The 25,426-nt window shown below is 71.9% G+C and carries 30 protein-coding genes; 11 read left to right on the top strand and 19 right to left on the bottom strand.

The window, feature by feature from the left end; genetic code table 11:
• Positions 1 to 54: 54 nt before the first annotated feature.
• Positions 55 to 834 (top strand): crotonase/enoyl-CoA hydratase family protein, encoded by a 780-nt coding sequence (locus tag ND450_RS04200; protein ID WP_256557438.1) that lies wholly within the window; start codon positions 55 to 57, stop codon positions 832 to 834.
• A gap of 11 nt (positions 835 to 845) precedes the next feature.
• Positions 846 to 1,226 (top strand): HNH endonuclease, encoded by a 381-nt coding sequence (locus ND450_RS04195; RefSeq protein WP_253324827.1) that lies wholly within the window; start codon positions 846 to 848, stop codon positions 1,224 to 1,226.
• Between the two features lie 19 nt (positions 1,227 to 1,245).
• Here ND450_RS04195 and ND450_RS04190 read toward each other — a convergent pair whose 3' ends face one another.
• Together ND450_RS04190 and ND450_RS04185 are read right to left on the bottom strand one after the other, a co-directional pair.
• On the bottom strand, positions 1,246 to 1,692 hold the full coding sequence (locus ND450_RS04190) for a hypothetical protein (protein ID WP_253324826.1): 447 nt from the start codon (positions 1,690 to 1,692) through the stop codon (positions 1,246 to 1,248).
• Positions 1,693 to 1,769: 77 nt separating this feature from the next.
• A complete protein-coding gene (locus ND450_RS04185; protein WP_253324825.1) occupies positions 1,770 to 2,711 on the bottom strand; it encodes a hypothetical protein in 942 nt (313 codons plus the stop codon).
• 137 nt (positions 2,712 to 2,848) lie between these two features.
• Here ND450_RS04185 and ND450_RS04180 point away from each other — a divergent pair, with 137 nt between their 5' ends.
• Positions 2,849 to 4,252: a YdiU family protein gene (locus ND450_RS04180; protein WP_253324824.1), complete on the top strand. Its 1,404-nt coding sequence runs from the start codon at positions 2,849 to 2,851 to the stop codon at positions 4,250 to 4,252.
• Positions 4,252 to 4,647: a tRNA (N6-threonylcarbamoyladenosine(37)-N6)-methyltransferase TrmO gene (gene tsaA, locus ND450_RS04175; RefSeq protein WP_089924869.1), complete on the top strand. Its 396-nt coding sequence runs from the start codon at positions 4,252 to 4,254 to the stop codon at positions 4,645 to 4,647. Before ND450_RS04180 ends, tsaA begins: the two co-directional genes overlap by 1 nt.
• Position 4,648: 1 nt before the next feature.
• Here tsaA and ND450_RS04170 read toward each other — a convergent pair whose 3' ends face one another.
• Positions 4,649 to 7,246: an ABC transporter substrate-binding protein gene (locus tag ND450_RS04170; RefSeq protein ID WP_253324823.1), complete on the bottom strand. Its 2,598-nt coding sequence runs from the start codon at positions 7,244 to 7,246 to the stop codon at positions 4,649 to 4,651.
• A 137-nt stretch (positions 7,247 to 7,383) separates the two neighbouring features.
• Here ND450_RS04170 and ND450_RS04165 point away from each other — a divergent pair, with 137 nt between their 5' ends.
• Both ND450_RS04165 and ND450_RS45960 read left to right on the top strand, forming a co-directional pair.
• Entirely contained in the window at positions 7,384 to 7,551 is a 168-nt protein-coding gene (locus tag ND450_RS04165) for a hypothetical protein (protein ID WP_253324822.1), read from the top strand.
• A 123-nt stretch (positions 7,552 to 7,674) separates the two neighbouring features.
• Positions 7,675 to 7,851, top strand: a complete 177-nt coding sequence (locus tag ND450_RS45960) for a DUF3040 domain-containing protein (RefSeq protein WP_371927648.1) — start codon at positions 7,675 to 7,677, stop codon at positions 7,849 to 7,851.
• Here the strand turns inward: ND450_RS45960 and ND450_RS04160 are convergent.
• From ND450_RS04160 to ND450_RS04140, 5 genes are read right to left on the bottom strand one after another with little or no spacing between them, the layout of a single operon-like run.
• Complete coding sequence (locus tag ND450_RS04160; RefSeq protein WP_253324821.1) at positions 7,823 to 8,857, bottom strand: pyridoxal-phosphate dependent enzyme; 1,035 nt, start codon at positions 8,855 to 8,857, stop codon at positions 7,823 to 7,825. The two genes, ND450_RS45960 and ND450_RS04160, sit on opposite strands and share 29 nt — an antisense overlap.
• 8 nt (positions 8,858 to 8,865) lie before the next feature.
• Entirely contained in the window at positions 8,866 to 9,660 is a 795-nt protein-coding gene (locus tag ND450_RS04155) for a Rossmann-like domain-containing protein (RefSeq protein WP_253324820.1), read from the bottom strand.
• A 27-nt stretch (positions 9,661 to 9,687) separates the two neighbouring features.
• Positions 9,688 to 10,458 carry an ABC transporter ATP-binding protein gene (locus ND450_RS04150; protein WP_253324819.1) on the bottom strand — a complete coding sequence of 257 codons (771 nt, stop codon included), beginning with the start codon at positions 10,456 to 10,458 and terminating at the stop codon, positions 9,688 to 9,690.
• Entirely contained in the window at positions 10,455 to 11,516 is a 1,062-nt protein-coding gene (locus ND450_RS04145; RefSeq protein WP_253324818.1) for an iron ABC transporter permease, read from the bottom strand. Before ND450_RS04145 ends, ND450_RS04150 begins: the two co-directional genes overlap by 4 nt.
• Positions 11,509 to 12,486: an ABC transporter substrate-binding protein gene (locus ND450_RS04140; RefSeq protein ID WP_253324817.1), complete on the bottom strand. Its 978-nt coding sequence runs from the start codon at positions 12,484 to 12,486 to the stop codon at positions 11,509 to 11,511. Before ND450_RS04140 ends, ND450_RS04145 begins: the two co-directional genes overlap by 8 nt.
• An 85-nt stretch (positions 12,487 to 12,571) precedes the next feature.
• On the opposite strand from ND450_RS04140, the gene ND450_RS04135 reads away from it, so the two are divergent.
• Positions 12,572 to 13,783 carry an MFS transporter gene (locus ND450_RS04135; protein ID WP_371927647.1) on the top strand — a complete coding sequence of 404 codons (1,212 nt, stop codon included), beginning with the start codon at positions 12,572 to 12,574 and terminating at the stop codon, positions 13,781 to 13,783.
• Entirely contained in the window at positions 13,780 to 14,502 is a 723-nt protein-coding gene (locus ND450_RS04130) for a TauD/TfdA family dioxygenase (RefSeq protein ID WP_253324816.1), read from the top strand. The genes ND450_RS04135 and ND450_RS04130 overlap by 4 nt, the downstream gene beginning before the upstream one ends.
• Before the next feature lie 87 nt (positions 14,503 to 14,589).
• Here ND450_RS04130 and ND450_RS04125 read toward each other — a convergent pair whose 3' ends face one another.
• Genes ND450_RS04125 through ND450_RS04115 form a run of 3 tightly spaced genes read right to left on the bottom strand, consistent with a single transcriptional unit; the run spans position 14,590 to position 16,147 of the window.
• Positions 14,590 to 15,144 (bottom strand): hemerythrin domain-containing protein, encoded by a 555-nt coding sequence (locus tag ND450_RS04125; RefSeq protein ID WP_253324815.1) that lies wholly within the window; start codon positions 15,142 to 15,144, stop codon positions 14,590 to 14,592.
• A gap of 12 nt (positions 15,145 to 15,156) precedes the next feature.
• A complete protein-coding gene (locus ND450_RS04120; RefSeq protein WP_253324814.1) occupies positions 15,157 to 15,831 on the bottom strand; it encodes a hypothetical protein in 675 nt (224 codons plus the stop codon).
• Positions 15,821 to 16,147, bottom strand: coding sequence for a plasmid stabilization protein (locus ND450_RS04115; RefSeq protein ID WP_253324813.1), 327 nt, complete (start codon positions 16,145 to 16,147; stop codon positions 15,821 to 15,823). Before ND450_RS04115 ends, ND450_RS04120 begins: the two co-directional genes overlap by 11 nt.
• 80 nt (positions 16,148 to 16,227) lie before the next feature.
• Here ND450_RS04115 and ND450_RS04110 point away from each other — a divergent pair, with 80 nt between their 5' ends.
• Genes ND450_RS04110 through ND450_RS04100 form a run of 3 tightly spaced genes read left to right on the top strand, consistent with a single transcriptional unit; the run spans position 16,228 to position 18,799 of the window.
• Positions 16,228 to 17,412: a cytochrome P450 gene (locus ND450_RS04110; protein WP_253324812.1), complete on the top strand. Its 1,185-nt coding sequence runs from the start codon at positions 16,228 to 16,230 to the stop codon at positions 17,410 to 17,412.
• Positions 17,409 to 18,203 carry an SDR family oxidoreductase gene (locus ND450_RS04105; RefSeq protein ID WP_253324811.1) on the top strand — a complete coding sequence of 265 codons (795 nt, stop codon included), beginning with the start codon at positions 17,409 to 17,411 and terminating at the stop codon, positions 18,201 to 18,203. Before ND450_RS04110 ends, ND450_RS04105 begins: the two co-directional genes overlap by 4 nt.
• Positions 18,188 to 18,799: a flavodoxin family protein gene (locus ND450_RS04100; protein ID WP_245786716.1), complete on the top strand. Its 612-nt coding sequence runs from the start codon at positions 18,188 to 18,190 to the stop codon at positions 18,797 to 18,799. Before ND450_RS04105 ends, ND450_RS04100 begins: the two co-directional genes overlap by 16 nt.
• Here ND450_RS04100 and ND450_RS04095 read toward each other — a convergent pair.
• Genes ND450_RS04095 through ND450_RS04060 form a run of 8 tightly spaced genes read right to left on the bottom strand, consistent with a single transcriptional unit; the run spans position 18,709 to position 25,394 of the window.
• Positions 18,709 to 19,296: a phosphatase PAP2 family protein gene (locus ND450_RS04095; protein ID WP_253324810.1), complete on the bottom strand. Its 588-nt coding sequence runs from the start codon at positions 19,294 to 19,296 to the stop codon at positions 18,709 to 18,711. The genes ND450_RS04100 and ND450_RS04095 overlap by 91 nt on opposite strands.
• 34 nt (positions 19,297 to 19,330) lie before the next feature.
• Positions 19,331 to 20,002, bottom strand: coding sequence for an SDR family oxidoreductase (locus ND450_RS04090; protein ID WP_253324809.1), 672 nt, complete (start codon positions 20,000 to 20,002; stop codon positions 19,331 to 19,333).
• Positions 20,003 to 21,277, bottom strand: coding sequence for a D-glycero-beta-D-manno-heptose 1-phosphate adenylyltransferase (gene rfaE2 / locus ND450_RS04085; RefSeq protein WP_253324808.1), 1,275 nt, complete (start codon positions 21,275 to 21,277; stop codon positions 20,003 to 20,005). It abuts the gene before it with no gap.
• Positions 21,274 to 21,849: an SIS domain-containing protein gene (locus tag ND450_RS04080; RefSeq protein WP_253324807.1), complete on the bottom strand. Its 576-nt coding sequence runs from the start codon at positions 21,847 to 21,849 to the stop codon at positions 21,274 to 21,276. The genes rfaE2 and ND450_RS04080 overlap by 4 nt, the downstream gene beginning before the upstream one ends.
• Positions 21,846 to 23,045, bottom strand: a complete 1,200-nt coding sequence (locus tag ND450_RS04075; RefSeq protein WP_253324806.1) for a glycosyltransferase — start codon at positions 23,043 to 23,045, stop codon at positions 21,846 to 21,848. The genes ND450_RS04080 and ND450_RS04075 overlap by 4 nt, the downstream gene beginning before the upstream one ends.
• The gene (locus ND450_RS04070; RefSeq protein WP_253324805.1) at positions 23,042 to 23,902 is read right to left on the bottom strand and encodes a glycosyltransferase; all 861 of its coding nucleotides are present in this window, start codon (positions 23,900 to 23,902) and stop codon (positions 23,042 to 23,044) included. The genes ND450_RS04075 and ND450_RS04070 overlap by 4 nt, the downstream gene beginning before the upstream one ends.
• Positions 23,899 to 24,882: a glycosyltransferase family 9 protein gene (locus tag ND450_RS04065; RefSeq protein ID WP_253324804.1), complete on the bottom strand. Its 984-nt coding sequence runs from the start codon at positions 24,880 to 24,882 to the stop codon at positions 23,899 to 23,901. The genes ND450_RS04070 and ND450_RS04065 overlap by 4 nt, the downstream gene beginning before the upstream one ends.
• Positions 24,879 to 25,394 carry an HAD-IIIA family hydrolase gene (locus ND450_RS04060; protein ID WP_253324803.1) on the bottom strand — a complete coding sequence of 172 codons (516 nt, stop codon included), beginning with the start codon at positions 25,392 to 25,394 and terminating at the stop codon, positions 24,879 to 24,881. Before ND450_RS04060 ends, ND450_RS04065 begins: the two co-directional genes overlap by 4 nt.
• Positions 25,395 to 25,426: the final 32 nt, after the last annotated feature.

Genomic DNA, 25,426 nt, shown 5'->3' with positions numbered 1-25,426 from the left:
TGTCAGTAGACGACAGTGGCGGCCCGAACGCCACTGGTGATCACGGAGGTCACAGTGGACGTGCTGGTGGAGACCCTCGGCGTGGTGACGGTGATCCGGATGAACCGCCCGGACCGGCGCAACGCGGTCGACGGGCCGATGGCGGCTGAGCTGCTGGACGCCTTCGTGGCGTTCGAGGAAGACCCTGCGCAACGGGTCGCGGTGCTCACGGGCGAGGGCGGCACGTTCTGCGCGGGCGCCGACCTGACCTCCGTCGGCGACCCGACCCGGCGCAACGCGTTGGACCCCACCGGCGGAGGTGCCGGACCGATGGGGCCGACCCGGCTGGCGCTGAGCAAGCCGTTGATCGCCGCCGTCAGCGGGTACGCGGTCGCCGGTGGGCTGGAGCTCGCGCTGCTGGCGGACCTGCGGGTGGTGGAGAGCGACGCGGTGTTCGGGGTGTTCTGCCGGCGGTGGGGCGTGCCGTTGATCGACGGCGGGACCGTGCGGCTGCCGCGGATCGTGGGGCTCGGGCGGGCGCTGGACCTGATCCTGACCGGACGGCCCGTGGTGGCGGACGAGGCGTTGGCGATCGGGCTGGCGAACCGGGTGGTGGAGCCGGGCCGGGCTCTCGCGGTGGCCGTGGAGCTGGCGGAGCAGATCGCCGGGTTCCCGTTCGAGTGCGTGCTGGCGGACCGGGCTTCGACGTACGCCGGGCTCGACCTGGACCTGGCGGAGGCGTTGCGGGCCGAGGGGGCCGCGGGCGTCCCGATCGTGGCGCGGGAAGGCGTGGCGGGGGCGGCGCGGTTCGCCGGCGGGGCCGGTCGGCACGGCGAGTTCGGGGAGGACCAGTAGGCTCGGCGATCGTGCCCACCGGTGGTAGCAAACAGGTTCGCGCCGCGCGCAAGCGCAAGAAGCGCATGGCCCGCGTCGTCAACGACCTGACCGACGCGCAGTGGGACGCGATCAAGCTCGCGTGGGGCGGTTGTGCCTACTGCGCAACGCCTTCCGGTTCGTTGCAGAAGGACTGCGTGCAGGCGATCTCGCGCGGCGGCCGGTACACGCTGGCCAACGTCGTGCCCGCGTGCGGTTCCTGCAACGCCAGCAAGTGCAACGCCGAGGTGACGGGCTGGCTGCGCCGCAAGAAGCTCGACGAGCGCACGTTCCTCGTGCGGCTCTACGAGATCTCGACCGAGCTGACCGCCCGCTTCACCCCGCCGGCCGACGACACCGCTCCGGTGGCGTGACGGTGATCGCGCGCCCGTTCTAAGCCGCGTTGCGCACCGCGCTGTACCCGCTGTAGAGCGCGTCCCACGCCTTCTTGCAGCGCGCGTCCAGCTGCCCGTCCGCGCTCACCCCGCCCGCCGCGAACCACGGCTCGCAGGGCGCGATCTCGGCGAGCTGCCTGCGCACGTCCGTGACCGCCGCCTGACCGGCGGGCGGCAGCTTCGCGGACTGCTTCTCGACCTCGTCGATCACGCCGGTCACGTCGGGCATGACGTGCGCGCAGTTGTCGGCCGGGGCCACCGGTTCGCCGCGCAGGCGGGCGGCGCACTCCGTCAGCAGCACGCCGATCGCGTCCAGCCTGGGCTGCAGGTCGGGCAGCGGCGAGCCCGTGGCGGACGGGGCGGCCGGGGTGATGGTGGGCAGGGACGAGGTCCCGGTGCCGCACCCGAGCAGGAGGAAAGCCAGCGCAATGGCGGAGTAGCGCACGGGCAGCAGCGTAGCGAGGCGAAAAGGCCGCCTGAGCTGGGGTGCTCCGGCGGCCTTCGTCGTTCACCCGATCAGGTTCATGCCCGGATGTAGGACTTCACGCCGGCCGGGAAGCCGATCGGAGCGGCGGACGTGTCGTTGACGGGGCCGCTGACGACGGCGGACTTGCCCTTGCAGCCCGGCTCGGACCAGATCTTCACGGCGCCGTCCGGGGACAGCGACTGGAAGCCGCCGCGGAGGTCGGCGCACTTGTCGGAGACCTTGACGCCGACCGCGAAGCTGTCGCCGAAGTCCTTGAGGTTCTTCTCGCTGAAGAAGGTGACGGAGTTCGCGGGCTTGGCGCCGGGGGCCGGCTGGGCCGGGTTCGGGGCCTCGGCCTTCGGCACCGCGCGCTTGCCCTCGGGGTTGATCACGAACCACTTGCCGCCGACGTTCTGGCCGAGGATGTCACCGGCCTTCTTGTCCTTGCTGAACAGGTAGATCGGGCGGCCGCCGATCGTCACCTGCAGCTGGCCGTCCTGGCGCTTGATGAAGCCGATGTTCTCCCTGCGGATGCCGGGGAAGAACAACCGCGTGCCCTTGGTCACCGTGATCGCGGGCCACGTCTTGGCGCAGTCACCGTTGCAGTTGGACACACCGCCGTTCACCGGGTCGTCGCTGAACCAGTAGACGGAGAGGCCTTTTCCGTTCACCACAGCGGGTTCGAGGCCACCGGCGTTGCCGGCGCGCAGCTCGACCCACTTCTGCCTCACCTCGACGGGCGCGCTCTCCGGGGCGCGGTCACCGGAGTTCTGGTCCGCTTTGTTGGAGTTCGCGGTGCCGCGCAACAAGTCCACTCCGGACAGTCCGTCGGTCTCGACCTCGTTCGCCGACGCGTCCTGCGCCACGTCCTGCGACTGGGCCTGGTCCGGGGAGGGAGCGGCGGAGCCGGACGTGGCGGCACCCTGGCCGCAGGCCGTCAACGCGAGGGCACCGACCGTGAAAAGGGCAGCAACGAGCCCAACTTGATTGCGACGCATTGGTTTCTTCTCATTCCTGAGTGGACTGATCAACCTGTTCACCACTGACACGTGCACGCCCCGGGAACGGTTCAACGGGTTCGAACTTGAGACCGCGGTCACACGCCTTCGCGGGAGCAACGGGTACCGTTGACCCCGTGAACATCAGCCTGAGCAGCGATTTCGCGACCGCGGTCCCCGAGATGGCGGTCTCGTGGGAGGCCGTCCCGGTCGAGGAACCGGAACTCCTCGTCCTCAACGAGCCCCTGGCGAGGGAAATCGGGCTGGACCCGGCCTGGCTGGCCGCGGACGGCCTGCCGTTCCTCACCGGAAATGCCGCTCCCGGATTCGCCCAGGCGTACGCCGGTCACCAGTTCGGCGGCTACTCCCCCCGGCTGGGCGACGGGCGCGCGTTGCTCCTAGGCGAGCTGACCGACGCCGAGGGCCGTCTGCGGGACCTGCACCTGAAGGGCTCCGGCCGCACGCCGTTCGCCCGCGGTGGCGACGGGCTGGCCGCCGTCGGCCCGATGCTGCGCGAATACGTCGTCAGCGAGGCGATGCACGCGCTCGGCATCCCCACGACCCGCGCGCTGGCCGTCGTCTCCACCGGGCACGTCGTGCAGCGCGAGGAACCGCTGGCCGGCGCGGTGCTGGCCAGGGTCGCCGCGTCGCACCTGCGGGTCGGCAGCTTCCAGTACGCGCGCAACACCGGTGACGTGGACCTGCTGCGCCGCCTCGCCGATCACGCGATCGCCCGTCATCACCCCGGCAGCACCCCGCTGGAGCTCTTCGGGCACGTCGTGGCCGCTCAGGCGTCGCTCGTGGCGCAGTGGATGCTCGTCGGCTTCATCCACGGCGTGATGAACACCGACAACATGACGATCTCCGGCGAGACGATCGACTACGGGCCGTGTGCGTTCATGGAGGCCTACGACCCGACGACGAAGTACAGCTCCATCGACCACCAGGGCCGGTACGCCTACGGCAACCAGCCGATCATCGCCGAGTGGAACCTCGCCCGGCTCGCCGAGGCGCTGCTGCCGTTGTTCGCCGAGGACCAGGACGAGGCCGTGCGACTGGCCCTGGCGACGCTGCGGACGTTCGACTCCCACCTCGAGGAGGCCTGGATCGGTGGCATGGCGGCCAAACTCGGCGTGTCCGGCGACGTGAAGCCGCTGCTCAAGGACCTGCTGGCGTTGCTGCAGGCGAACCACGTCGACTTCACGTCGTTCTTCCACCTGCTCGGCAAGGCGGCGCGCGGTGACGCGGAGCCCGCCCGTTCCCTGTTCCTGGACCTCGCCGCGATCGACGCCTGGATCGCGCGGTGGCGCGAGCTCGGGCCCGACGCCGACGTGATGGAGAAGGTCAACCCCGTCTACGTCCCGCGCAACCACCTCGTCGAGGAGGCGCTGGCCGCGGGGGCCGACGGTGACATGGGCCCGTTCGAGCGACTTCTGAAAGCGGTTACCTCCCCGTTCGGCGAACGACCCGGCCTGGAATACTTCGCGGCTCCTGCGCCGCAGGACTTCAGTGCCACCTACCGGACCTACTGCGGGACTTGATGAAGCTGCAGCCGATCGGCCACGTCGAATCGCCTCTCACCGACCGCTCCGCCGCGCCCAAGCAGGCCGACGAGGGCGCCCCGGAGGCCCTGCTCGTGTTCGCCCCGGAGTACGCGCGGGCGATGAGGGAACTGCGCGAGGGCCAGGACGTCCTGGTCCTCACCTGGCTCGACCGCGCCGACAGGTCGGTGCTGGCGGTGCACCCGCGCAGCGACCCGGCGAGGCCCGAGACGGGCGTGTTCTCCACCCGGTCACCGGACCGGCCGAACCCCATCGGCCTGCACCACGTGCGGATCACCGCGGTCGACGGCCTCAAGCTGCGGGTCGCGCACCTGGAGGCCGTCGACGGCACACCGATCGTCGACGTGAAGCCGGTGCTGGGCGCCGAACGCTGACCTACTGCGGGTCACGCGGGCACCCGGCGTCCGGTGCCAGCCCCTGCGCCAGCTCCTCGCCGAACGGCAGCTCGCCGCACAACAACCTGGGCGTCGAGGTCGTGTCCGTGTTGCCCTGCAACACGAGCACGGCCTTGTCCGCCGGCAGCCGCGTGCTCGCCCCGAACCCGATCCTGCCGGTGGCGCCCTGGATGGCGTTGTCCGGCCGGATGCTGCCGATCCCGGCCAGCAGCCCCTCCCGCACGCGCGCGCCGGGGTCGGTCCGCCGCACCTGCCGCACCCCTTCGGCCAGCACCTGCATCGCGTCGTAGGCGGCGGCCGAACGACCGTCCCCCAGCGTCTGGCAGGTCTTGCGGAACACGTCGAGGTAGTTCTTGTAGAACGGCACCTTCGCGCAGTCGGCCCACGCGGCGGGGCTCGCGAACGACAGGTAGTCCAGGCGCACGTTGGGGAACTGGGCCATCGTGCCCTCGAGGATGAACCGCGTGGACGAGTCGCTCGCGAGCACCGGCGGTGTGGTGCCCTGGCACCTGCTGTTCATGCCGCGCAGGAACTCCGCCAGGTACTGGGCCCGGCCGGCGTAGAAGACCGCATAACCGGGCTTGGCCTGCGCCGGGCACGCGCCCTGCCCGAGGCTCGCGGGCGCGAGGCCCTCGTCGTCGTTCGCGACCCGGTACGACCTGTACTGGCTGACCGCGATCCCGCGCTCGGCGAACGAGAGCCGGGCGTCCTCGGCGAGGTTCTGGCTGTAGCGGTCGCCGGGGTCGCCGGAGAAGAAGATCGCCACGTCCGTGACGTTCAGGCGGCTCTGCGCGTAGTAGGCGGCGACCTTCGACTCGCGCAGGTTGTTGGGCCCGATCTGGTAGTAGTACTCGTTGATGCTCGCCATGTCGTCGGCCGAGGTCAGCGTGCCGATGACGGGCAAGGCGTTGCTGCCCAGCCGTTTCACGACGGACTTGGCGGTGTCGGTGCTGATCGACAGCCCGGTCACCGCGACGACGCTGCGGTCGCGGGCCGCCAGTTCGACGATCTTGTCCGCGGCCACGTCACCGGAGGCGAGCCCGCGCCCGCCCGGCCCCTCGCCGCCGTTGGCCAGCAGCACCTTCATCGGCACGTCGCTGTTCTTCTGCGCCACCCACACACCGCGCAGCTCTTCCACCAGGGCGTGGAAGCTGTTGGCGGTGCTCGGGGTCAGCACGCTGAGGAACACGACGGTGATCGCGTCCGGCCGCAGCGCCGCCCTGCGGTTCTCCGCCACGATCCTGCTGTAGGCGTCCTCCAGGGCGGGCCGGATGTCGGCGGGCACCGAGTCGGGGACGAAGTGCCGCAGCGGGTCCGCCGACACCCCGATGCACTCGTCGCCGACGCGTTCCAGCGGTGAGCGCGGGGACGGCGACCACCACTCGTCGCACCTGGCGTGGTTGAGGAACGGCACGGCGACCAGCGACCCGGCCAGCAGCAGGAGCACGAGCGGCGCCGCCGCGGCCCGGCGCAGGCGCAACGGCGGGAACTCCGACAGCGCGCCGGTGATCCCGCGCGCGGGCTCCGACGGATCGGTGTCGAGTTCCAGCACCCACGTCCGCGAGCTCGACGACAGCTGGCCGAGCCAGTCGCCGTACTCCGCCAGCGCGTCCGCCGCGTGCGTCCCGGGCGGTCCGCCGGACTCCACGGCGACGACCACGAGCAGCGGATCCGGTCGGTTCAAAGGGTTGCCGCGCCACGACCGTCCACTCCGGACCGCGTTGCGGGCGTCGCCGATCGCACCGGTCAGCCACCGCCCCGCGCTGTCCGCGCCGTGGTCGTCCAGCAGCAGCCACGGGCACCCCGTGCGCCGCCGGCCGGTCCCCCACAGCGTCCAGCGCCGGTGCGAGCGCCGCAGGTCCTCCAGCAACGCACGGACGAGCAGGGCGTCGACCTCGTTTTGGTGCCGCACCGCCAGGCGTTCCTTCACGACGGCCCGGGCGAGCCGGTAGAACCCGCCGCGCGACCGCCCGCCCAGCCGCTGCTCGCCCACCCACGTCGCCGGGCGCCACAACAGGGCCATCAGCGCGAGACCGATCCGCGGCACGAGCCCGATGGCCAGCCTGATCCACCAGGGGAAGTCCTGCGCGAGGTCCTGCACACCATCCCGGGTCACCCGCGAGCGGCCCTTGAGGTGCGCGCGGAACTCGCGGGCGATCTCGCGTTCCTCGTTCTCCGGCTTGACGTCCTCGGGCAACGTCAGGTCGAGCAGCCACTCGACGAGCGCGAACCGCGGGAACCGCAGCACCGGCACGCCTCGCACCTCACTCGCGAGCTGTCCCACCACGTCGTCGAGCAGCTTGCGCCGCGACAGAGCCTCGCCGTCGGCGAGCGCGTACGGGACCCGGCGCCCCCGCGCGTTGGCAGGCCTGTTCACCAGCGCGTCCAGCGGCCGCTCCGTACCCGGTGGCCTGCGCAACCGCACGATCGGCAGCGGCACGTCGCGTGCGGGCCAGCGCGGCCGGGTGGTCAGGTGGTCGAGCAGCCGGAGCAGCTCGACCGCACCGCTGAACCTGAGTCCCCTCGTCTGCTCCGAACCGTCGAACCACCCCTGTGCCGCCGCTCTCCCCCGCACCACGCCCCCGTTCTGCCGGACCCAAACAGGATCTGGACGGATTGTCGGGTACGGCGATCGACGTATTAGCGGGAACGGCCTTAATTCGCGGCGGGTTCGAATGCGGTGCGGCGGGTTTGGCAGGCGGGTACCCCGTGGGCATGAGCCAGCCAGTACCGCCGGCGGAGCCCGTGCCGACCACTCCGGGCCCCGACCAGCCGCGCCCCACCGGACCCGACCAGCCGCAGCCTCCCGGCCCCGACCCGGACCCGTTGCGGCCTCCTGGGCCGGACCCCGACCCGTTGCCGCCGGAACCGAAGCCGCTCTAGCAGCGCACGCCCCGCCCGCTCCACCGCGCCCAGAGCCGGACCCGGTCCGGCGGTGTCACGTTTGACCCCCGAAACCCCCGGGTACAGATCTCGTGCCACTGCCGGACCGACTCTGGAGCGCCGATGCTCAGTCGAGAGGAACACCAGCGGCTCATCGACATCGAGGGCCGCCTCCGTGTCACCGACCCCGACCTTGCCCGCGCTCTCAGCGAAGGCCCGGTCTCACAACGGACCCTGCGTCAACGCGCGGCGGCCGCTCTGGCGGCGGCCTTCAGGAAGCGACCGGGATCGCGCGGCTGACCACCGCGTTCGGTGGTGCCTCCGCGCGGTTCCAGTGCATCCGCGACCACGGCAGGTCCATGTCGCCCAGCGCGCTGATCTGGCGCGGGCGCAGGTCCTCCGGTGCCGGCGCCGTGGCGTGGCGGGAGTACGCCGCGTCCACGTAGCGGTGGCCGGTGTCCGGGGCCAGCACCACCACGTGCCGCTCCGGGTCGAGGCGCTGCTCCCACCTCGCCGCCAGGTACGCGGCGCCCGCCGACAGGCCCGCGAAGATCGCGTGCTCGCGCAGCAGGGCCACGCTGCCGGACAGGGCCGCGTCGAAGCCGAACCAGTGCACGGTGTCGTAGAGGGTGTGGTCGACGTTGCCGAACGGGATCGAGCTGCCGATGCCGGCGATGATGATCTCCGGGTCGTGCACGTGCTCGCTGCCGAACGTGACGCTGTCGAAGGGTTGCACGCCCACGAGTTCGACGGAGGGTGCTGTCTCGCGCAGGAACGTCGCCAGCGCGCCCGTGGACGCGCCGGTGCCCACGCCGCCGACCACGGACAACCGGGAGCAGTCGGCGTGCTCGCGGATGAGGTCCGCGATCGGCCGGTAGCCGCGGTAGTGGACGTCGTCGTGGTACTGGCGCATCCAGTGGTGGCGCGGGTGGTCGCGCAGGATCTCCCGCACCCGTGCGACGCGCCTGCTCTGGTCCAGCTTGAGGCTCGCGGACGGCGGCATCGGTTCCACCGTCGCGCCGAGGATCTCGAGCTGGGTGTGCAACGTCTTGTCCACGGTCGTGGAGGCGACGATGTGGCAGTGCAGGCCGTAGCGGTGGCAGGCCAGGGCGAGGGCGTGCGCGTAGATGCCGCTGGAGCTGTCGACCAGCGTGTCGCCGACGGCGATGGTGCCGCGTTCGAGGAGGTGGCGGACGGCTTCGAGGGCCGAGGCGACCTTCATGGTCTCGAAGCGCAGGCAGAGGGTTCGGGAGTCGAGGCGTACCAGGGCGGGGCGGCTGAGCGCGTCAGCGATGTGGTGGTCCACGTCTTCTCTCAGGCTCGGTAGCGGTACAGCGCTGTCTCGTCGGCGCTGAACTGCGAGAAAGGGAACGGTTCCGCGGACACGGCGGTGACGCCGGAACCGAGGAAGTGGCGGGCGACGGCGCTCGCGGTCTGGGCGTAGACGATCAGCGGGATCTCCCGCGAGCGGCACACCCGCAGGATCTCGTCGAACGTGCCGTTGCCGATCGTCATGCCCGTCGCCACGACGGCGTCCGCGACGCCGAGGACGTCCCGCATGTCCGGGGTCACCGGGTCGCCCCACTGCGTCGTGCGCAACGAGAGGTCGCACGGCAGGCATTCGGCCCCGCGCTCGCGGATCGCCGCCACCAGGGGGTTCACCACGCCGATCAACGCGACCTTGGCGCCGGCCTCGACGTCGAGCAGGCCGGCCACCGCGGCGTCGCGGGCGCGTGCCCGTTCCTCCGGCGCGCCTGCCGGCAGCATGACCCGCTCGGCGTCCGAGGTCCGATGTGGACGGACGCTGCCGAGGTAGGCGTCCAGTGCCGCCACGCGCACCGGCGCCGGGGCCTCGGTGAGCAGTGACGCGACGGGAGCGCCGGAGTAGTTCGCGCACACCGCCGGGTCGGCGTCACCCTCCGCGAACGCGCAGGCGCCGAACGCGCTTCCGATGCGCGCCAGCACGTACTGGTTGCGGTAGGTGGTGTCGCCACCCGCCAGCCGCGTGCCGTGGTGGACCCAGAACACGCTGGTGGCCGGTATCTCCCGCGGATCGGGACCGTGCCGTCCCTCCAGCACTTCCGCTATCAGATCATCCACAGTGGACATGACTCCCCCTCGACTCGGCAGATCGGTTCATCGGCGGACCGGCTCGCGGTACCCGACGGCCAGGTGGCCCAGGTCGTCGCGGCCGATCTCGGCTTCCACGTCGAACACCTCGCGCAGCAACGGCGCCGTCAGCACGTCCACGGCCCGGCCGTCGGCGACGACCTCACCGCGGTGCATCAGGACCAGCCGATCGCAGTACCGGGCGGCCAGCGCGAGGTCGTGCAGCGCCACCACGACGGTCTGCGGCGTGCTGCCGGCGAGCTCCATCAGTTCGAGCTGGTGGCGGACGTCCAGGTGGTTCGTCGGCTCGTCCAGCAGGAGGCCCGCCGTGCGTTGCGCGAGCGCCCGCGCCAGGTGGGTGCGCTGGCGCTCACCGCCCGACAGCTGCTTCCACGGCCGGTCGGCCAGCTCCGTGAGGTCGAGCCTCCGCAACGCGGACGCGACGATCTCGTGGTCGGTGGCGTCCGGGCCGCGCCACCGCGACCGGTGGGGCGTGCGGCCGAGCATGACCACCTCGGCCACCCGCAGGTCGCTCTCGGTGTCGGCGGTCTGCTCGACGAACGCGAGCTCGCGCGCCCGGTCGCGGGCGGACCACGACCCGATCCCGGAGCCGTCGTAGAGCACGCGCCCGCCGGTCGGGGTGCGCAACCCCGCGACGCAGCGCAGCAGCGACGACTTGCCGGAGCCGTTCGGGCCGATCAGCCCGACCGTCTCCCCCGGCTCCACCGCCAGCGACACGTTCCGCACGATCGTCTTGCCGGGCACGCCCCAGCTCAGGTCCTCGACGTCGATCCTCACAGCTCACCCCGCTTGCGCAGCACCAACAGGAAGAGCGGCACGCCGATCAGCGCGGTGAACACGCCCACCGGCACCTCGAGCGGCGCGAAGACCACGCGGGTCAGCGCGTCCGTCCAGACCAGGAACACCGCGCCGACCACGGCCGACATCGGCAACAGCCTGCGGTGCAACGGACCCACGAGGAACCGGACGCCGTGCGGGATGATCAGTCCGACGAACCCGACCGCGCCCACGGCGGCGACGGCCACGGCGGTCAGCACCGACGTCGTCACCAGCAGCACAGCACGGGTCGTGCGGACGTCGACGCCGAGCGAGGACGCGGTGTCGGTGCCGAACGCGAACCCGTCCAGCGCGGCCGAGCACAGCCACACCACCAGCAACCCGGCGGCCAGCACCACCGCGCACACCACCACGGACGTCCACCGGGCCGAGGCCAGCGACCCCAGCAGCCAGTTGGTGACGGCACGGATGCTGTCCGCGTCACCGGACGACAGCAGGATCAACGACGTCAGCGCCGCGAACAGCTGCCCCACGACGACACCGGTCAGCACGATCCGCGAGGAGTCCAAACCGGTGCGCCGCAACAACACCATCAGCAACCCGAACGCCACCAGCGCGCCGATCAGCGCGCCGCCGGTGATGCCGAGCTGCGATCCCGCGAACCCGAGCACCACCACGACCACCGCGCCGGTCGAGGCACCGGACGACACCCCGAGCAGGTACGGGTCGGCCAGCGAGTTGCGCGTGACGCTCTGCAGCACCGCGCCGCACACCGCGAGCGCGCCGCCGACGAGTGCCGCGAGCAGCACCCTGGGCAGCCTCAGGTCCCAGATCAGCGAGTCCAGCAGGCGCGGCAGCGGGACCACCGGCAGCCCGAGGCGTGCGCCCGCGGCACGGCCGATCTCCGCCCAGCCCGCCCCCACGCCGATGCGGACGGCGAGTGCCATCGACACCACGAGCACGACGAGGCTCAGGGCGACGACGAGCGTGTTCTTCTTACGCTGAAGGGGTTTCGGGCTCTTCTGGACGACGGGGTCGAGGACCGCCGCGTCAGCCACGGCCGGCGATCTCGTCGAGACCGGCGCCGAACGCCTTCAGGGCGTCGACCGTGCGCACGGACGGGTCCATCTCGATGCCGGGGAGCTCGATCACCCTGTTCTCGCGCACCGCCTTGAGCTGTGAGACGGCCGGGTGCTCCTTCATCATCGCGAGCTTCTCGCCGGCCTTGTCACCGGGGTTGCCGCGCTCGGACAGGTCGCCGATCACGATCACGTCGGGGTCGCGGCGCGCGACCTCCTCCCAGGACGCCTCCGGCCACTCCTGGCCCAGGTCGTCGAAGACGTTCACCGCACCGGCGATCTTGCTCATCTGGCTGGGCATGCCGTCACGGCCCGCCACGTACGGAACGCCCTTGAAGACCGAGTAGACCCAGACGACCTTGACGGGCTCCCGCTTCACGGCCTGCACCTCGGCGACCGCGGCGCGCTGCTCGGCGGCGAGCTGGTTCGCCTTGTCCTGGATCCCGAAGATCCTGCCGAAGTTCTCGTAGTCGCGGAACAGCCGCTCGAACGGCGCGGTCGTGCCGTCGGAGCAGTTCACAGCGCTCACGAACGTGGGCACGCCCAGGGATTCCAGCTCGTCGCGGGTGCCGGCGCGGTCGGGGGTGAAGAGCTCCTGGAACGACGCCACGACGACGTCGGGATTGGCGGCTCTCAACGGCTCCGAGGTGAGGACCTTGGGCGACAGCACGGGGATCTTCGCGTAGGCCTCGGCGTACTTCGGCGCGACCTTGGTCTTGACGTTCGCGGTGCCGGCCATGCGGTCCTGCAAACCCAGCGCCAGCAACGTTTCCGTGGAGTTCTGGTCGAGCGTCACCACCCGCTGCGGCGTGCCGGTGAACGTGAGCCGCTTGCCGCAGCTGTCCACCACCACCGACTGGGCCGCCGGCGCTTCGGCGCCACCCGGTGCGGCACAGCCCGCGGCGAGCACCGCGACCAACGCCAGGCCGATCCGGCCGGGGTGAGACATCAGATCCTCCAGAGATTCACTCGAACGGCTTGCGCTACTGTAACGACAATCATTTTCAAGGCAACCCTGCCGGAAGGTCGATCGCGTGGTCCACGACACAGCACCCCGCAGCTCCTCGGTGCTGCGCAGCGCTTCATTCCTCCGTCTCTGGACCGCCACCACGGCGTCCGGCATCGCGACCTGGGCGCTGCCGTTCGTGCTGGGCCTCGCGGTGCTCTCGCGCTCGATCACCGCCGTGGAGCTGGGCGTTCTGCTGGCCGCGCGCACCGCGGGCTTCCTCGCCGCAGTACCGGTCAGCGGTGTCCTGGCCGACCGCTACGCCCGCCGCCAGGTGGTCCTGTGGTCGGGCCTCACCTCCGCCGTCGCCGCACCCGTGCTCGCGGCGTTCGTGGGCGGCTCGCTGGTGGTCGCGGCGATCGCGGCGGCGGCGATGGGAGCGGGCCAGGGTGCGTGCCGGCCGGCGTTCCAGGCGCTGACGGCCGAGGTGGTGGAAGGCGACCAGCGCCAGCAGGCCAACGCCGCGATGACGTTGTCGGTGCGGGTGACGACGCTGGTGGCGCCGGGCCTGACCGCGTTGCTGGCGCTGGTGGTGAACACGCAGGCGCTGCTGCTCGGCATCGGTGCGCTGTGGCTGGTCGCCGCACTGGTGCCGCCCGCCGGTACCGGGCTCACGAGTCCCGGCGGTGGCAACGGTTTCGTCGCGGACTTCTGGGAGGGCGTCCGGGAGGCCCGCAGGCACCCGTGGTTCCTGGCCGGGCTCGGCGCGCTGACCGCCGTGATCGCCACCGGCTACTCGGCGACCGGGGTGGTGCTCCCCCTCGTCAGCCGCGACCGCTACGACACCGAGGCCGTGCTGGCGGGAGCGCTCACCGCCTACACGCTCGGCGCGCTGGCCGGTGCCCTGCTGATCGCCCGCTGGCGGCCGAGGCACGCGGGCTGGACCGCGCTGGCCGGCCTGGCGCTGTACGGGTTCGCGCCGCTCAGCCTCCTGCTGCCGGTGCACCCGGTCGTCGTGGTCGCGGCCTACGCCGTCGCCGGACTGGGCATCGAGCTGTTCAACGTGCCGTGGTTCACCGCGACCCAGCGCGAGGTCGAGCCGTCCAAGCTGGCCCGGGTGTCCTCTTTGGACTTCCTGATGTCGTACGGCCTGGCGCCCGTGGGCCTCGCGCTCATCGCCCCGGCGATCTCGTCCTTCGGCGCGCCCGCCGTGCTGGCCGCGTGCGCGGTGATCTGCTTCGCCGCACCGGCCCTGGCCGCGCTCGTGCCGTCGTCCCGCGACTTCGGGCCGCGCCGGTGATCGTTCCCCGTGTACCGGCCCTCGACCCCGCCGCGCGCACCGCACTGTCCGACAACGGGGCCGTGGTCCTCACCGGCCTGCCCAACTCCGCGGACTCGCTGCCGGTCGCCGCGTCCCTGCTGTTCGGCACCGCGTTGCGGGAGCTGTTCCCCCACCGCACCAGGCGTTCCGTCGACGGCGGGGTCGTCGGCCTGCACGCGGACAGCTTCGACGTCGTCGTGGACATCGGCGGGAAGACCGTGCGGCGCAGACACCCCGACGAGGACCACGTGCTGGTGCTGCTGGCTTCGCAGGCCCCGCGCGGAGGTGAGTCGTTCGTGCTCGACGCGCACGAGTTCACCGACTCGCTGGACGCGGAGCTGCGGGACTTCCTCAGGGGCACGGACGTCGACCTGTACGGCCGCTGGGCGCAGACGCGCGGCCTACCCGCGACACCGCGGGTAGGCCGCCACATCGAGTTCACGCGCACCGGCAGGCGGATCACCCGCCGCACGGACGGGGTCGCGGCCCTGCACCGCGATCCCCGCACCGAGCACGTCACCGCGATGCTGTCCCGCTTCGACGCGGAGGTCGAACGGGTGCAGCGGGACCTGCCCAGGATCCGGCTGACCGAGGGCGATCTGCTGGTCCTCGACAACTACCGCTGCTGGCACGGCCGCGACGCCCACGAGGGCGCCAGGACCGTGCACATCCAGACGGTGCGAACCGACGACGCCTGAGGCGGGCGAGGGCCGGTTCGGCGAGGCGGGGGCGAGCAACTCGGCCACCAGAGCGCGGCGCCGAGCCCCCGGCCCCACCTCCACCGGTCAGGAGGAAGCCGCCTTCTCCAGCTCCCGGCGCAGCTGCTCCTTCGTCATGCTCGACGCCCCGTCCAGGCCCATGTTCTTGGCCTGCAACAGCAGCTCCTCGCGGGTGGCCTGGCCGGGCATCTCACCGAGGTGGTCGGCCCGGCTGCGCGCGAACGCCTCACCGAGCTCGTAGCGGCGCTCGGCGCTCAGGCGCTTGCGCATGCCGGGAAGGACGGTCTTCTCCTCTTCCTCCACGTGGTGGGTGATGGAGTCGACGACGTCCTGCAGCGCCTTCTCGTACTGCGGCGAGTCGTAGTCGGTGTCGAGGAGCTTGGCGAGCAGCTGCTCGGCCTCGGCGTGCTCCTCCTGGCTGTGCTCGACCTCGTCGTCACCGCCGGCGTCCTTGGCGACCGGGTAGACCTCGGCCTCCTCGGCGCGGCTGTGGGCGACGAGCAGGCCGCAGAGCACCGGGGTCAGCAGAGGTCGTTTCTCCGGGTGGTTCTTCAGCTCGTCGAACAGGCGCTCCACCTCGCGGTGGTCCTGCATGATCAGGTCGACGACGTCGTACTGCATGGTGGTTCTCCTTCAGTTCGGGTGGTTCCTCGGATAGCGCGTGGTGATGGGCGCGACGCCGCGCCGTCCGATCCGGCCGAGCGCGATGCCGAAGCCGCTGATCACGGCGACGGCGACGACCGAGGCGAGCACGATCGACCACGCCAGGCCGGCGCCCAGCAGTCCTGCCGCCGCACCGGCGATGACGGCGGAGGTGAGTCCGTTGACGAGGTTGACGAGGCCGGACACGCCCAGCGCGGTGCCGATCAGCCGCGGGCGCCTGGCCTTGCGCCAGCCGGTCTGGCCGCTGTCCACCCCGACGCCCAGGGTGTCGTCGTGCATCTGCCGCACGAAGACGTCCCTTGTGGACGGTTCGAGTTCGGCGTAGACGGCCCTGATGCGGTTGATCCCCAGTCCCGCCTGGACGTCCTCGATGCTCAGCTCGACCGTGCGGAACAACGTGGCCAGGCCGATCAGGAACAGCGCGGCGAAGACGACCAGCATCAGCGTCAGCAGCACCGCGGTCGACACCACCTGAGCGACGAACCCGAGCGCGATCATGGACGCCGAGATCGTCGTGAGCAGGTGGCCCGCCCGTCCGGTCGCGTCGGTGATCGTCGCCGTGCGGATCATCTGCAGCGTGTTGTGCTCCATGGTCAGGATCGTCAGCGCCGAGGCCTTGTCCACGTCCTGCACGTCAGCGTCCAAGCGCGTCGGCCAGTTCCTTCTTCGTCATGGTGGACCGGCCCCTGATGTTCTTCTTCTTGGCCTCGTTGTAGAGCTGTTCCTTGGTCTGGCCCTTCGGGCGGTTCGTGCCCGAGCGCTGACCGCCGCGCTTCTGCGGTGACATGTCCTGTGTGGACGACTTGCTCGCCGTCTTCGACTCACCGGCCTGCGCGCGGTTCTTGTTGACCGTTCGAGCCGCGATCTCCTTGGCACGCTTGGGCGAGGCGCCGCGGTCCTGCGCGGAGTCCTTGATGTGCTCGTACTGGCGTTCCCGTTTCGCGTTCGATCCCGCGGGCATCACGACCTCCTGACTCGGTGCTGACTCGCGAATACCCCGTTCAGGGAGGTTCACACACGGGTCATCGGGTAGCCGGGGTCATGGCGATCTCCTCCCGACTCGACACCGCCCGCGTGCTCGCCACGGTGCTGCTGCCCACCCTCGCCAAGGGCGTCATCGTCCGCAGGCCCGGGGTGATGGCGGCCGCCGAGAAGGTGCAGGCCGACACCAGGGCCATCGACACGATGCGCAGGCTGCGCGACCGCTACGGCCCGGAGCCGGTGCGCCTGCGCGTCACCGGCCGCAGCATCGCCGTGCTGGTCGACCCCACCGACGTGGGCAGGCTGCTCGCGGAGTCGCCCGAGCCGTTCGCGCTGGCCACGAAGGAGAAGAAGTCCGCGCTGGAGCACTTCCAGCCGCACGGAGTGCTGATCTCCGACGGCCCCGAGCGGCAACGGCTGCGCGAGCTCAACGAACGCGCGCTGCGACCGGAGAACGTGCCCGCCGAGGCGGTCGTGCGCGACGAGGCCGACCTGCTCACCCGGCACGTGATGAGCACCGGCGAGCTGACCTGGGCCTCCTTCAACCAGACGTGGTGGCGGATCGTGCGCCGGATCGTGCTCGGGGACGGCGCCCGGGGCGACGACCGGCTCACCGACGACCTCAAGGCGCTGCGCGCGGACGCCAACTGGGCGTTCCTCCACCCGAAGCGGCGTGAGCTGCGCGAACGCTTCCAGGCCAGGCTCGACGAGCACCTCGCCCGCCGCGAGGAGGGCAGCCTCGCCGCCCAGCCGGGTGACCTGTCCGGGCAGGTGCCGCACTGGCTGTTCGCCTTCGACGCGGCCGGGATCGTCACCCTGCGCGCGCTCGCCATCGGCGCCCGCGGCAGGAACGGTGTCCTCGAGTCCGCCCGGCTGTGGCCCACGACGCCGGTGATCCTGCGGAAGAGCAGGGAACCGACCCGCTGGCACGGCACGTGGCTGCCGCAGGACACGTTGTTCGTGGTGTTCACGCCGTTCTTCCACCGCGACCCGGACCGGCTGCCGTTCGCCGACCGGTACGCGCCGGAGTACTGGGACGGGCCGCTCGACCCGGCGATCGTGCCGTTCAGCGGCGGTCCCGGCGTCTGCCCCGGCCGGGACCTGGTGCTGACCGTCGCCGCCACGATGCTGGACGCGCTGAGCGAGCACCTCTCGTTCCCCGTGCTCGACTCGCCGCTGCCCGGAACGCTCAACCACTTCGGCATCCGCATGCCGGTCGAGCAGACGGGAATCCGCGTCTCATGAACACACCCCTCTACGCCGTGGTCACCGGCGCGGATTCCGGCATCGGCAAGGCCGTGGCCGTCGCACTCGCGGGCGGTGGCGTCGACGTCGGCATCACCTACCACGAGGACGCCGACGGAGCCGAGCGCACAGCCGGGGAGGTCCGCGAGGCGGGCGCCCGGTGCACCGTCCGGCAACTCGACCTGACCGATCTGCCCACCGCCGCCTCCGTCGTCGACGAACTGGCCGAGGAGCTGGGCGGCGTGGACGTCCTGGTGAACTGCGCGGGCACCGGCAGCAGCCAGAAGGCCGTGGACATGGACTTCGACACGTGGCGCTCGGTGCTCTCGGTCGACCTGGACGGCGCCTTCCTGTGCTCCCAGCGCGCGGCGAAACACATGATCGCCGCAGGACGGGGTGGCCGGATCATCAACATCACCTCGGTCCACGAGCACCTGCCGAGGGTGGGCGCGGCGCCGTACTGCGCCGCGAAGGCCGGGCTCGGCGCGCTGACCCAGGTGCTCGCCCTCGAACTGTCCGAGCACGGCATCACGGTCAACTCCGTGGCGCCGGGCGAGATCTCGACTCCGATGACAGGTCAGGAGGACGTCGACCCGCACACCGAGTCGCGGCCGGGCGTCCCGCTCGGCCGGCCGGGCAGTGCCCACGAGGTCGCCGCCGTGGTCGCGTTCCTCGCCACGCCCGCCGCGTCCTACGTGACCGGGTCGTCGTTCGTCGTGGACGGCGGCATGTCGCTGATGGGCCCGCAGGCGAGCCAGCTGATGACCGACGAGAAGTGGAGGCAGACCTGATGCGTGCCGTGGTGCTGAACTGCACCTTGAAGAAGTCGCCCGAGGAGTCCAACACCGACCTGCTGGCCCAGGTGGTGATCGACGAGCTGACGAAGAAGGACGTCGAGGTCACCTCGTTCCGGCTGGCCGACCACGAGATCCCGCCCGGTGTCGCGACCGACCTGGGCGGGGGCGACGAGTGGCCGAACATCCACACGCTGCTGCTCCGGTCCGAGATCCTGGTGTTCGCGACGCCGACGTGGGTCGGCCGCCCGTCCTCGTTCGCGCAGCGGGCGCTGGAGCGGATGGACGCCATGATCTCCGAGACCGACGACCAGGAGCGGCCGGTGGCCTACAACCGGGTCGCGGGCGTCGTGGTGACCGGCAACGAGGACGGCGCGCACCACGTGATCAGCGAGATCTGCGGCGGGCTCGTCGACATCGGCTACACGATCCCCGGCCAGGCCTGGACGTACTGGAACCGCGGCCCCGGACCGGGTCCGAGCTACTCCGAGACCGACGAGGGTCACGAGTGGTCGGAGAAGACCGGCCGCACCATGGCCGCCAACCTGCACGCCGTCGCCCTGGCCCTCGCGGAACGCCCGATCCCGGCCTGAGCCAGCGCCACGAGCGCGCCGATGGCCAAGCCGCCCAGGACGTCCGTGGGCCAGTGCACACGGGCCCTGAGGCGGCTGTAGGCGACCAGCAACACCAGTGGCGTCACGAAGACGGCGGCCTCGCGGTCCGCCAGCGCGGTGGCGGTGCCGAACGCGGCGGCCGTCACCGCGTGCTTGGAGGGGAACGACGACGAGTCGGGGTGCTCCGGCAAGGCCTGCCGAGCGGGGATGCCGGCGGCCTGAGGTCTCCTGCGGTGCACGACGAGGCTGATCAGGTGGCCGATCGGCATGGCGATCACCGCCGCCCCCAGGGCCTTCTTCGCCACCTCCGGCTTGCCGGCCACCGCGAGCAGGCCGACGACGGGTATCCAGAGCAGTCCGCCCCGCGCCGTGAGGCTGGCGGCGATGATGACCGGGTGAGGACGTCTCGTGGGCAACACCTCGCTGTTGTGCAGCGAGTCCGCGTCGAGCTCCGCCAGTTCGTCCTCACCGGTCATGCGGGTCTACTACCCGCTGCGCCACCTGGCGAACCTACGGGTAGGACGGTTCCTCGCCGTGCGCGATCACCAGTTCGCGGATCTCGCAGCCCTCCGGCTGGCTCAGCGCGAACACGATCGCCGCCGCCACCCGGTCCGGCGGGTTGAGCTTGTCCAGGTCCTGCGGCCGGTACTGCTCGGTGCGGTCGTCGAAGAAGTTCGTGCGCATGCCGCCCGGCACCACCAGCGTGACGCCGATCCGGCCCGCCGTCTCGGCGGCGAGCGCGCGGGTGAAGCCGACGACCCCGAACTTCGAGGCGCAGTACGCCGTCGCGTCGCTGACCGCGCGCAGCCCGAGCGTGGACGCGACCGTGACGACGCGCCCGTTCCCGAGGTGCGGCAACGCGGCCCTGACCACCGCCGCGGTGCCGAACAGGTTGACCCGCACGACCTGTTCCCACTCGTCGGGCGGCACCTCCTCGAGCGTGCCGCACCGGTCGATGCCGGCGGCGGTGACCACACCGCCGAACCCGCCGTGCCGCTCGGCGAGCGCGCGCACCGCGGCTTCGGCGGCACGTCCGTCCGCCAGGTCGACCAGTTCGAACTCGTGCCTGTCCGGCGCGGACTTGTCGAGCACCAGCGGTGTCCCGCCGGCGGCGTGCACCGCGTCGGCCACCGCCGCCCCCAGTCCGGCCGCTCCCCCGGTCACCAGCACGTTTCCCAGCATCTAAGCCCTCCTCGACAGGATCTCGGTCGTCGAACGGCCCCGGTGGTACGGGACCACGACGCTGCGGCCGCCCCAGCGCCGCACGACGGCGGCCTCCGGCAGCTGGTCCGCGGTGTAGTCGCCGCCCTTCACCCACACGTCCGGGCGCAGGCGGCCGAGCACGTTCTCCGGCGTGTCCTCACCGAACACGACCACGTCGTCCACGGATTCCAGCGCCCGCAGCACCTCGATGCGTTCGGACTCGCGGTTGACCGGCCTGTTCTCACCCTTGAGCCGCCGCACGGACAGGTCGGAGTTGAGGCACACCACCAGGCAGTCGCCCAGCGCGCGGGCGGCGGCGAGCATCCGCACGTGGCCGGTGTGCAGAACGTCGAAGCACCCTCCGGTGGCCACCACGGTCCCGCCACGCCGCCGCACCGAGTCCACAGTGGACGGCAGGGGCGCGCGCATGCCCGAGACACCGCCGTCGCGCAGGAACTCCGCCGCGGCCGCCACGGCGTCGGCCACCGCGTCGTCCGGCGCGGCACCGCCTGCCAGCCGCACGGCCGCCGTGACGGCGAACCGGTCCCCGGCACCGCACGGGTCGGCGATCTGCACGCCGGGCGCGGGAACGGCCACCGGCGTCCCTCCACAGTGGAGCAGAGCCCCTTGCCCGCCGAGCGTCACCACCACGGCCCTGGCACGCCAGCGCGACACCAGCTCCGCCGCGGCCGCGTCCGGGTCGGTCAGCTCGCTGAACGCCTTGGCCTCGGACAGGTTCGGGGTCGCGAGCCGCACGCCGGGAACCGGAGCGGGACCGCGCGGATGCGGGTCCCAGACCACCGGGACGCGCGTGAGCACCGACCGCAGCCGTTCGTCGCGCAGCAGTCCCCGGCCGTAGTCCGACGCCAGCACGAAGTCGGCGGACAGCACCGCGTCGAGCATGTCGTCGGTGACCTGAGGCGTCCCGGAACCGCCGTGGTCCACGCGGGCCAGCGAGGTTCCGCCGCACCGCAGCCGCGTCTTCACCGGAACGGCCCCGGTGCGCCCGTACAGGCCGGGGACCTCGACCAGCGACCGCAGCCGCTCCCCCGCCGCGTCGCAGGACAGCGCGCTGACCAGCGTCACGTCCACGCCGTCGCGCGCGGCCATCGTCGCGGCGAGCGCGGCACCACCGGCGCGGGCGTGCTCGCCGACGACGTCGAGGACCGGCGCCGGAGCGTCCGGGCAGACGCGGTCGACGGTGCCTTCCACGTCGACGTCGAGCAGGGAGTCGCCCACCACGACGAGTTTCACGAGGCCCTCCTCATCGACAGGGGCAGCGCCGCCTCGAAGGCCTCGCACAACGCGTGCACGACCACCAGCTGCGCCTCCTGCACGTTGCAGGCGTGGCCCGGCAACGCGAGCGCGTCATCGGCCAGCGACGCCAGCGGGTTCGGCAGCGGTCCGGTCAGCGCCCACGAGATCGCCCCGGCGAGCCGGGCCGCGCGGGCCGCCTCCAGCAAATTCGGGCTGTTCCCGCTGGTGGACAACAGGACCACGACGTCACCGGGCCGCGCGTGGGCCGTCACCTGACGGGAGAACACCTGGTCGTAGCCGTAGTCGTTGGCGATCGCGGTGACGCTGGAGGTCTCGGAGCACAGCGCCAGCGCGGAGAACGGCGCGCGGTCGTCGCGGTAGCGGCCGACCAGTTCGGCGGTGAGGTGCTGGGCCTCGGCGGCCGATCCGCCGTTGCCGGCCGCGAGCACCCTGCCGCCGTCGACGAGCCGGCGTGCCAGCACCGAGCCCCAGCGGTGGATGCGGGAGGACTGGGCGCGCACACCCGCCAGGGTGTCCGCCAGCCCGTCCAGGTGGCTTTCGACCGTCACCGCGCCACCGCCATGTCGTCGTTCGCCCGCACCCGCTGGTGGACGAGCTCGGTCCGTGCGGCGATCTCGTCCCACTGGTACATGACGTCCACCCTGTCCTGGCCGGCCATGCCGTACGCCATGCCGCGGGACGGGTCCGCGAGCAGCTTGCGCAGCGCGCAGCCGAGGGCGCGGGGATCGCGGGGCGGTGTCAGCACACCGGTGACGCCGTCGACGACCGTGTCGCGCAGACCGCCCACCGCCGACGCGACGACCGGGACACCGCAGGCCATGGCTTCCAGGGGAACGATGCCGAACGGCTCGTACCACGGCACGCACGCCACCACGTCCGCCGAACGCAGCAGAGCGGGCATCTTCACCCGCGCCACCTGCCCGACCAGGCGCACGCGGTCCGCGACGCCACAGGCTTCCGCACGGGCGAGCAACCGCTGCGCCTCGGGATCGGACTTGAGGTCGTGCGGTCCCCCGGCGATCACGAGCTCGGTCTCCGGCACCAGGGGCAGCGCCGCGATCAGGTCGTCGAACCCCTTGCGCCGCACGAACCTGCCGACCGACACGATCCGGTGCGGTGCCCCGCGCCGCGCCACCGGCCCGGACGGGGTGAACAGGTCCGTGTCCACGCCGCACGGCACGACCGTGATCTTGGTCCGCCGCAGGCCCATGGCGATCAGCTCGTCGACCTCGTCGTCGCAGGTGGCGGCGACGGCGTCGGCCTCGTGACCGACCAGCCTCTCCACCGCGATCCGCTCGGCCGGGCTCGTGTCCCGCGCACCCTGGTGACGGCGCTTCACCGTGCCCAGGGCGTGGTAGGTGTGCACGACCGGGACGCGGGTGCGCCGCACCGCCAGCACCGAGGCCAGCCCGGACATCCAGAAGTGGCTGTGCACGACGTCGGGCGGCCTGTCCTGCCAGTCCTGCGCGAGGAAGCGGGAGAACGCGGTCATGTGCGGCAGGAGCTCGTCCTTGGGCACGTGCCCGGCCGGTCCGGCGGGCACGTGCACGACCTCGTAGCCGTCGGGGGTGCCGACGCGCCGCGGCAGTCCACGGGCGTCGCGCCGGGTGTAGACCGCGACCTCGTGACCCCGGCGCACCAGGGCGGCCGCCAGCGCGGCCACGTGCACGTTCTGGCCTCCCGCGTCGGCACCTCCCAGAGCCGCGAGCGGACTGGCGTGCTCTGACACCATCGCGATCCTCATCCGATCACCTCCTTCAGCGTCACGTCCCAGTTGCGCAGGAACGCATCGAGTCCGTAGTGGGCCAGCGCGAACTCGCGGGCCCTCCTGCCCTTCTCCCGCGCGAGGTCCGGATCGGCGACCAGGTCCCGCGTCGCGCTCACCAGCTCCCCCACGTTCGTCGAGATCGCGCCCACCTCCGCGGTGACGGCGCGGATCGCCTCCGTGCTCGCGAGGGCGACGACCGGCATGCCGATGTGCATGGCCTCCAGCAGCGACAGCCCCAGCGACGTCCAGCGCGGGGTGTGCACGTACACGCGACGGCGGGCGAGTTCCCGGTGCAGCGCGTCGAGTCCGTGGTCCCCCATGCCGCCGATCTGCTCGGTACCCATGCCGAACACGTCGATCGGGTCGAACCTCGGCAGCAGGTCCGTGCCGACGATCCGGCCCCTGCGCACCGGCTCGTTGATCACGGCCGCCGCCCGCGGGAGCTCGCCCGTGTAGAGCGGTCCCGGGTCGACGACGCCGTGCTCGATCACGACGGTGCGGGTCGTCCCGCAGTCCCACATCAGGTCGTTGAAGTGCGTGACGTGGACGATGGTGCCGTCCCAGCCGGCGAGCGGGTGTTCCTGTGCGGGAGCGCTCGGGGTGTTGTGCTCCAGGTACACCTGCGGAATCCCCGCCGGCACGCGGGCCAGTTCGTCCAGCCGCTGCACGACCGCGACGTCGGCGTCCACTTCGGACGGATCGACCTCGATGGCCTCCCACGGGCGCCCGGCGAGACCGGTGCCGTGCGGCGGGCCGGGGATCAGGTAGTCGTGCCCTCCCTGGACGAACGAATGCGTCCAGGACCCGTGCACGTGCCACAGCAAAATCCTCATGTCATCACCTCCGCTACGGCCGCCACGACGTCGGCCGGGTCGACCTGGTCCAGGCACGGGTGTCCGCGAACCGGGCACTCACGCGCTCTCGTGCCACGACAAGGAGCTCCTTGGTCGCCGAGCAGCACATGTCTGCCGTACGGCGCCCATCTGACGGCCGGGACGACCGGCGCGAACAACGACACGACCGGTGTGCCGACCGCGGCGGCGAGGTGGGCGGGGCCGGTGTTGCCGACGACGACCGCGCCGGCCCCGGCGAGCACCCCCGCCAGTTCGAGCAGGCTGGTGCGCCCGCCGAGATCGGATCCGCACGCGCCCGCGACGTGCCCGGTGAGCCCGGCCTCCGCAGGTCCTCCGGTCACGACCACGCGGTGCCCGGCGGCGGTCAACGCGACCACCGCCTTCGCCCACCGGTCGGGCGACCAGGTGCGGGCGGGCGCCGACACACCGGGGTGCACCACCACGTACGGATGGTCCAGTGGTGTCGCGGGCGGATCGACGACCCTCAGGAGGCCGTCGTCGCCCTCGGGGAGGTCGAAGCCCGCGGCGCGCGCGACCTCCAGCGCCCGTTCGGCCTCCGGGACGTCCGGATCACCGGTCAGGCGCACGTCCAGCAGCGATCCGGGGTAGTCGATCGACCGCGCCACGATCTTCGGGACGCCCGCGAGCCGCAGCATCAGAGCCAGTGGCAACGGGCTTTGGTGGAACGACGTGAGGATCAACGCCACGTCGGCGCGGATGCCGTGCACCAACGCCGTCACGGCCTCGATGTCGAACGGCCGCACGTCGGGAGCGGGATTCACGATCCACGGGCACTCCCACTCGACGATCCGCGAGACGCCGGGCAGCAGTTCCGCCGCCCGGACCCCGGCCGGTCCGCAGAGCAGCACGACCTCGCCCGCCGTCGCGGCGGCGCGCACCGCCGGCCCGGCCAGCAGCACGTCACCGTCGCTGTCCAGGCGCGCGACCAGCGTCCTCACAAGATCATCTCGATCGCGGAGCGCAGGTCGGGTGCGGTGCGCGGGGCGCGGTCGACCTCGTCCTGCCTGGTCACCGGGGTCGGGACGAGCACCGAGGCCGCACCGGCGGCCTTGGCTGCGTCCACATCGGCGCCGATGTCGCCCACGACGACAACGCGTTCGGGCCGCACGTCGAGGACCTCGCAGGCCGCCAGCACCAGCCCCGGCGCGGGCTTGCGGCACGCGCAGCCCTCGCCGGGGTGGTGCGGGCAGATCTGCCAGGTGCCGAACTCGCCGAGGAGCTCCTCGACGCGGGCGTTCACCGCCGCGACCTGATTCGCGGTGAGGAGCCCCCGGCCGATGCCGGACTGGTTGCTCACGACACCGGTGTGCAACCCGCGCTCGCGCAGGTCGCGCAGCACTTCGCGCGCACCGGGCATCACGGTCACGAGATCCGGGTCGCCGTTGTAGGGGACGTCCCGGATCAACGTGCCGTCACGGTCGAAGAGCACCGCGTCGAAAGGCTCGTCCATAGAGGAGAGTTAGCCGAGAAAAACGGCTTGAA

It is taken from the genome of Lentzea sp. HUAS12 (assembly GCF_024125735.1).
Taxonomy (GTDB): Bacteria; Actinomycetota; Actinomycetes; order Mycobacteriales; family Pseudonocardiaceae; genus Lentzea; species Lentzea albida.
Note: the sequence above shows the minus strand (reverse complement) of the source record. Positions and strands in the feature narration are given on the sequence as shown.

Excerpts from the sequence above, each read along its gene's own strand:
- ND450_RS04140 (WP_253324817.1), bottom strand. The coding sequence starts at position 12,486 with ATGTCTCACCCCGGCCGGATCGGCCTGGCGTTGGTCGCGGTGCTCGCC.
- ND450_RS04165 (WP_253324822.1), top strand. The coding sequence starts at position 7,384 with ATGAGCCAGCCAGTACCGCCGGCGGAGCCCGTGCCGACCACTCCGGGC.
- tsaA (WP_089924869.1), top strand. The coding sequence starts at position 4,252 with ATGAAGCTGCAGCCGATCGGCCACGTCGAATCGCCTCTCACCGACCGC.
- ND450_RS04105 (WP_253324811.1), top strand. The coding sequence starts at position 17,409 with ATGAACACACCCCTCTACGCCGTGGTCACCGGCGCGGATTCCGGCATC.
- ND450_RS04110 (WP_253324812.1), top strand. The coding sequence starts at position 16,228 with ATGGCGATCTCCTCCCGACTCGACACCGCCCGCGTGCTCGCCACGGTG.
- ND450_RS04155 (WP_253324820.1), bottom strand. The coding sequence starts at position 9,660 with ATGTCCACTGTGGATGATCTGATAGCGGAAGTGCTGGAGGGACGGCAC.
- ND450_RS45960 (WP_371927648.1), top strand. The coding sequence starts at position 7,675 with ATGCTCAGTCGAGAGGAACACCAGCGGCTCATCGACATCGAGGGCCGC.
- ND450_RS04060 (WP_253324803.1), bottom strand. The coding sequence starts at position 25,394 with ATGGACGAGCCTTTCGACGCGGTGCTCTTCGACCGTGACGGCACGTTG.
- ND450_RS04115 (WP_253324813.1), bottom strand. The coding sequence starts at position 16,147 with ATGCCCGCGGGATCGAACGCGAAACGGGAACGCCAGTACGAGCACATC.
- ND450_RS04185 (WP_253324825.1), bottom strand. The coding sequence starts at position 2,711 with ATGCGTCGCAATCAAGTTGGGCTCGTTGCTGCCCTTTTCACGGTCGGT.
- ND450_RS04090 (WP_253324809.1), bottom strand. The coding sequence starts at position 20,002 with ATGCTGGGAAACGTGCTGGTGACCGGGGGAGCGGCCGGACTGGGGGCG.
- ND450_RS04070 (WP_253324805.1), bottom strand. The coding sequence starts at position 23,902 with ATGAGGATTTTGCTGTGGCACGTGCACGGGTCCTGGACGCATTCGTTC.
- ND450_RS04095 (WP_253324810.1), bottom strand. The coding sequence starts at position 19,296 with ATGACCGGTGAGGACGAACTGGCGGAGCTCGACGCGGACTCGCTGCAC.
- ND450_RS04125 (WP_253324815.1), bottom strand. The coding sequence starts at position 15,144 with ATGCAGTACGACGTCGTCGACCTGATCATGCAGGACCACCGCGAGGTG.
- ND450_RS04075 (WP_253324806.1), bottom strand. The coding sequence starts at position 23,045 with ATGAGGATCGCGATGGTGTCAGAGCACGCCAGTCCGCTCGCGGCTCTG.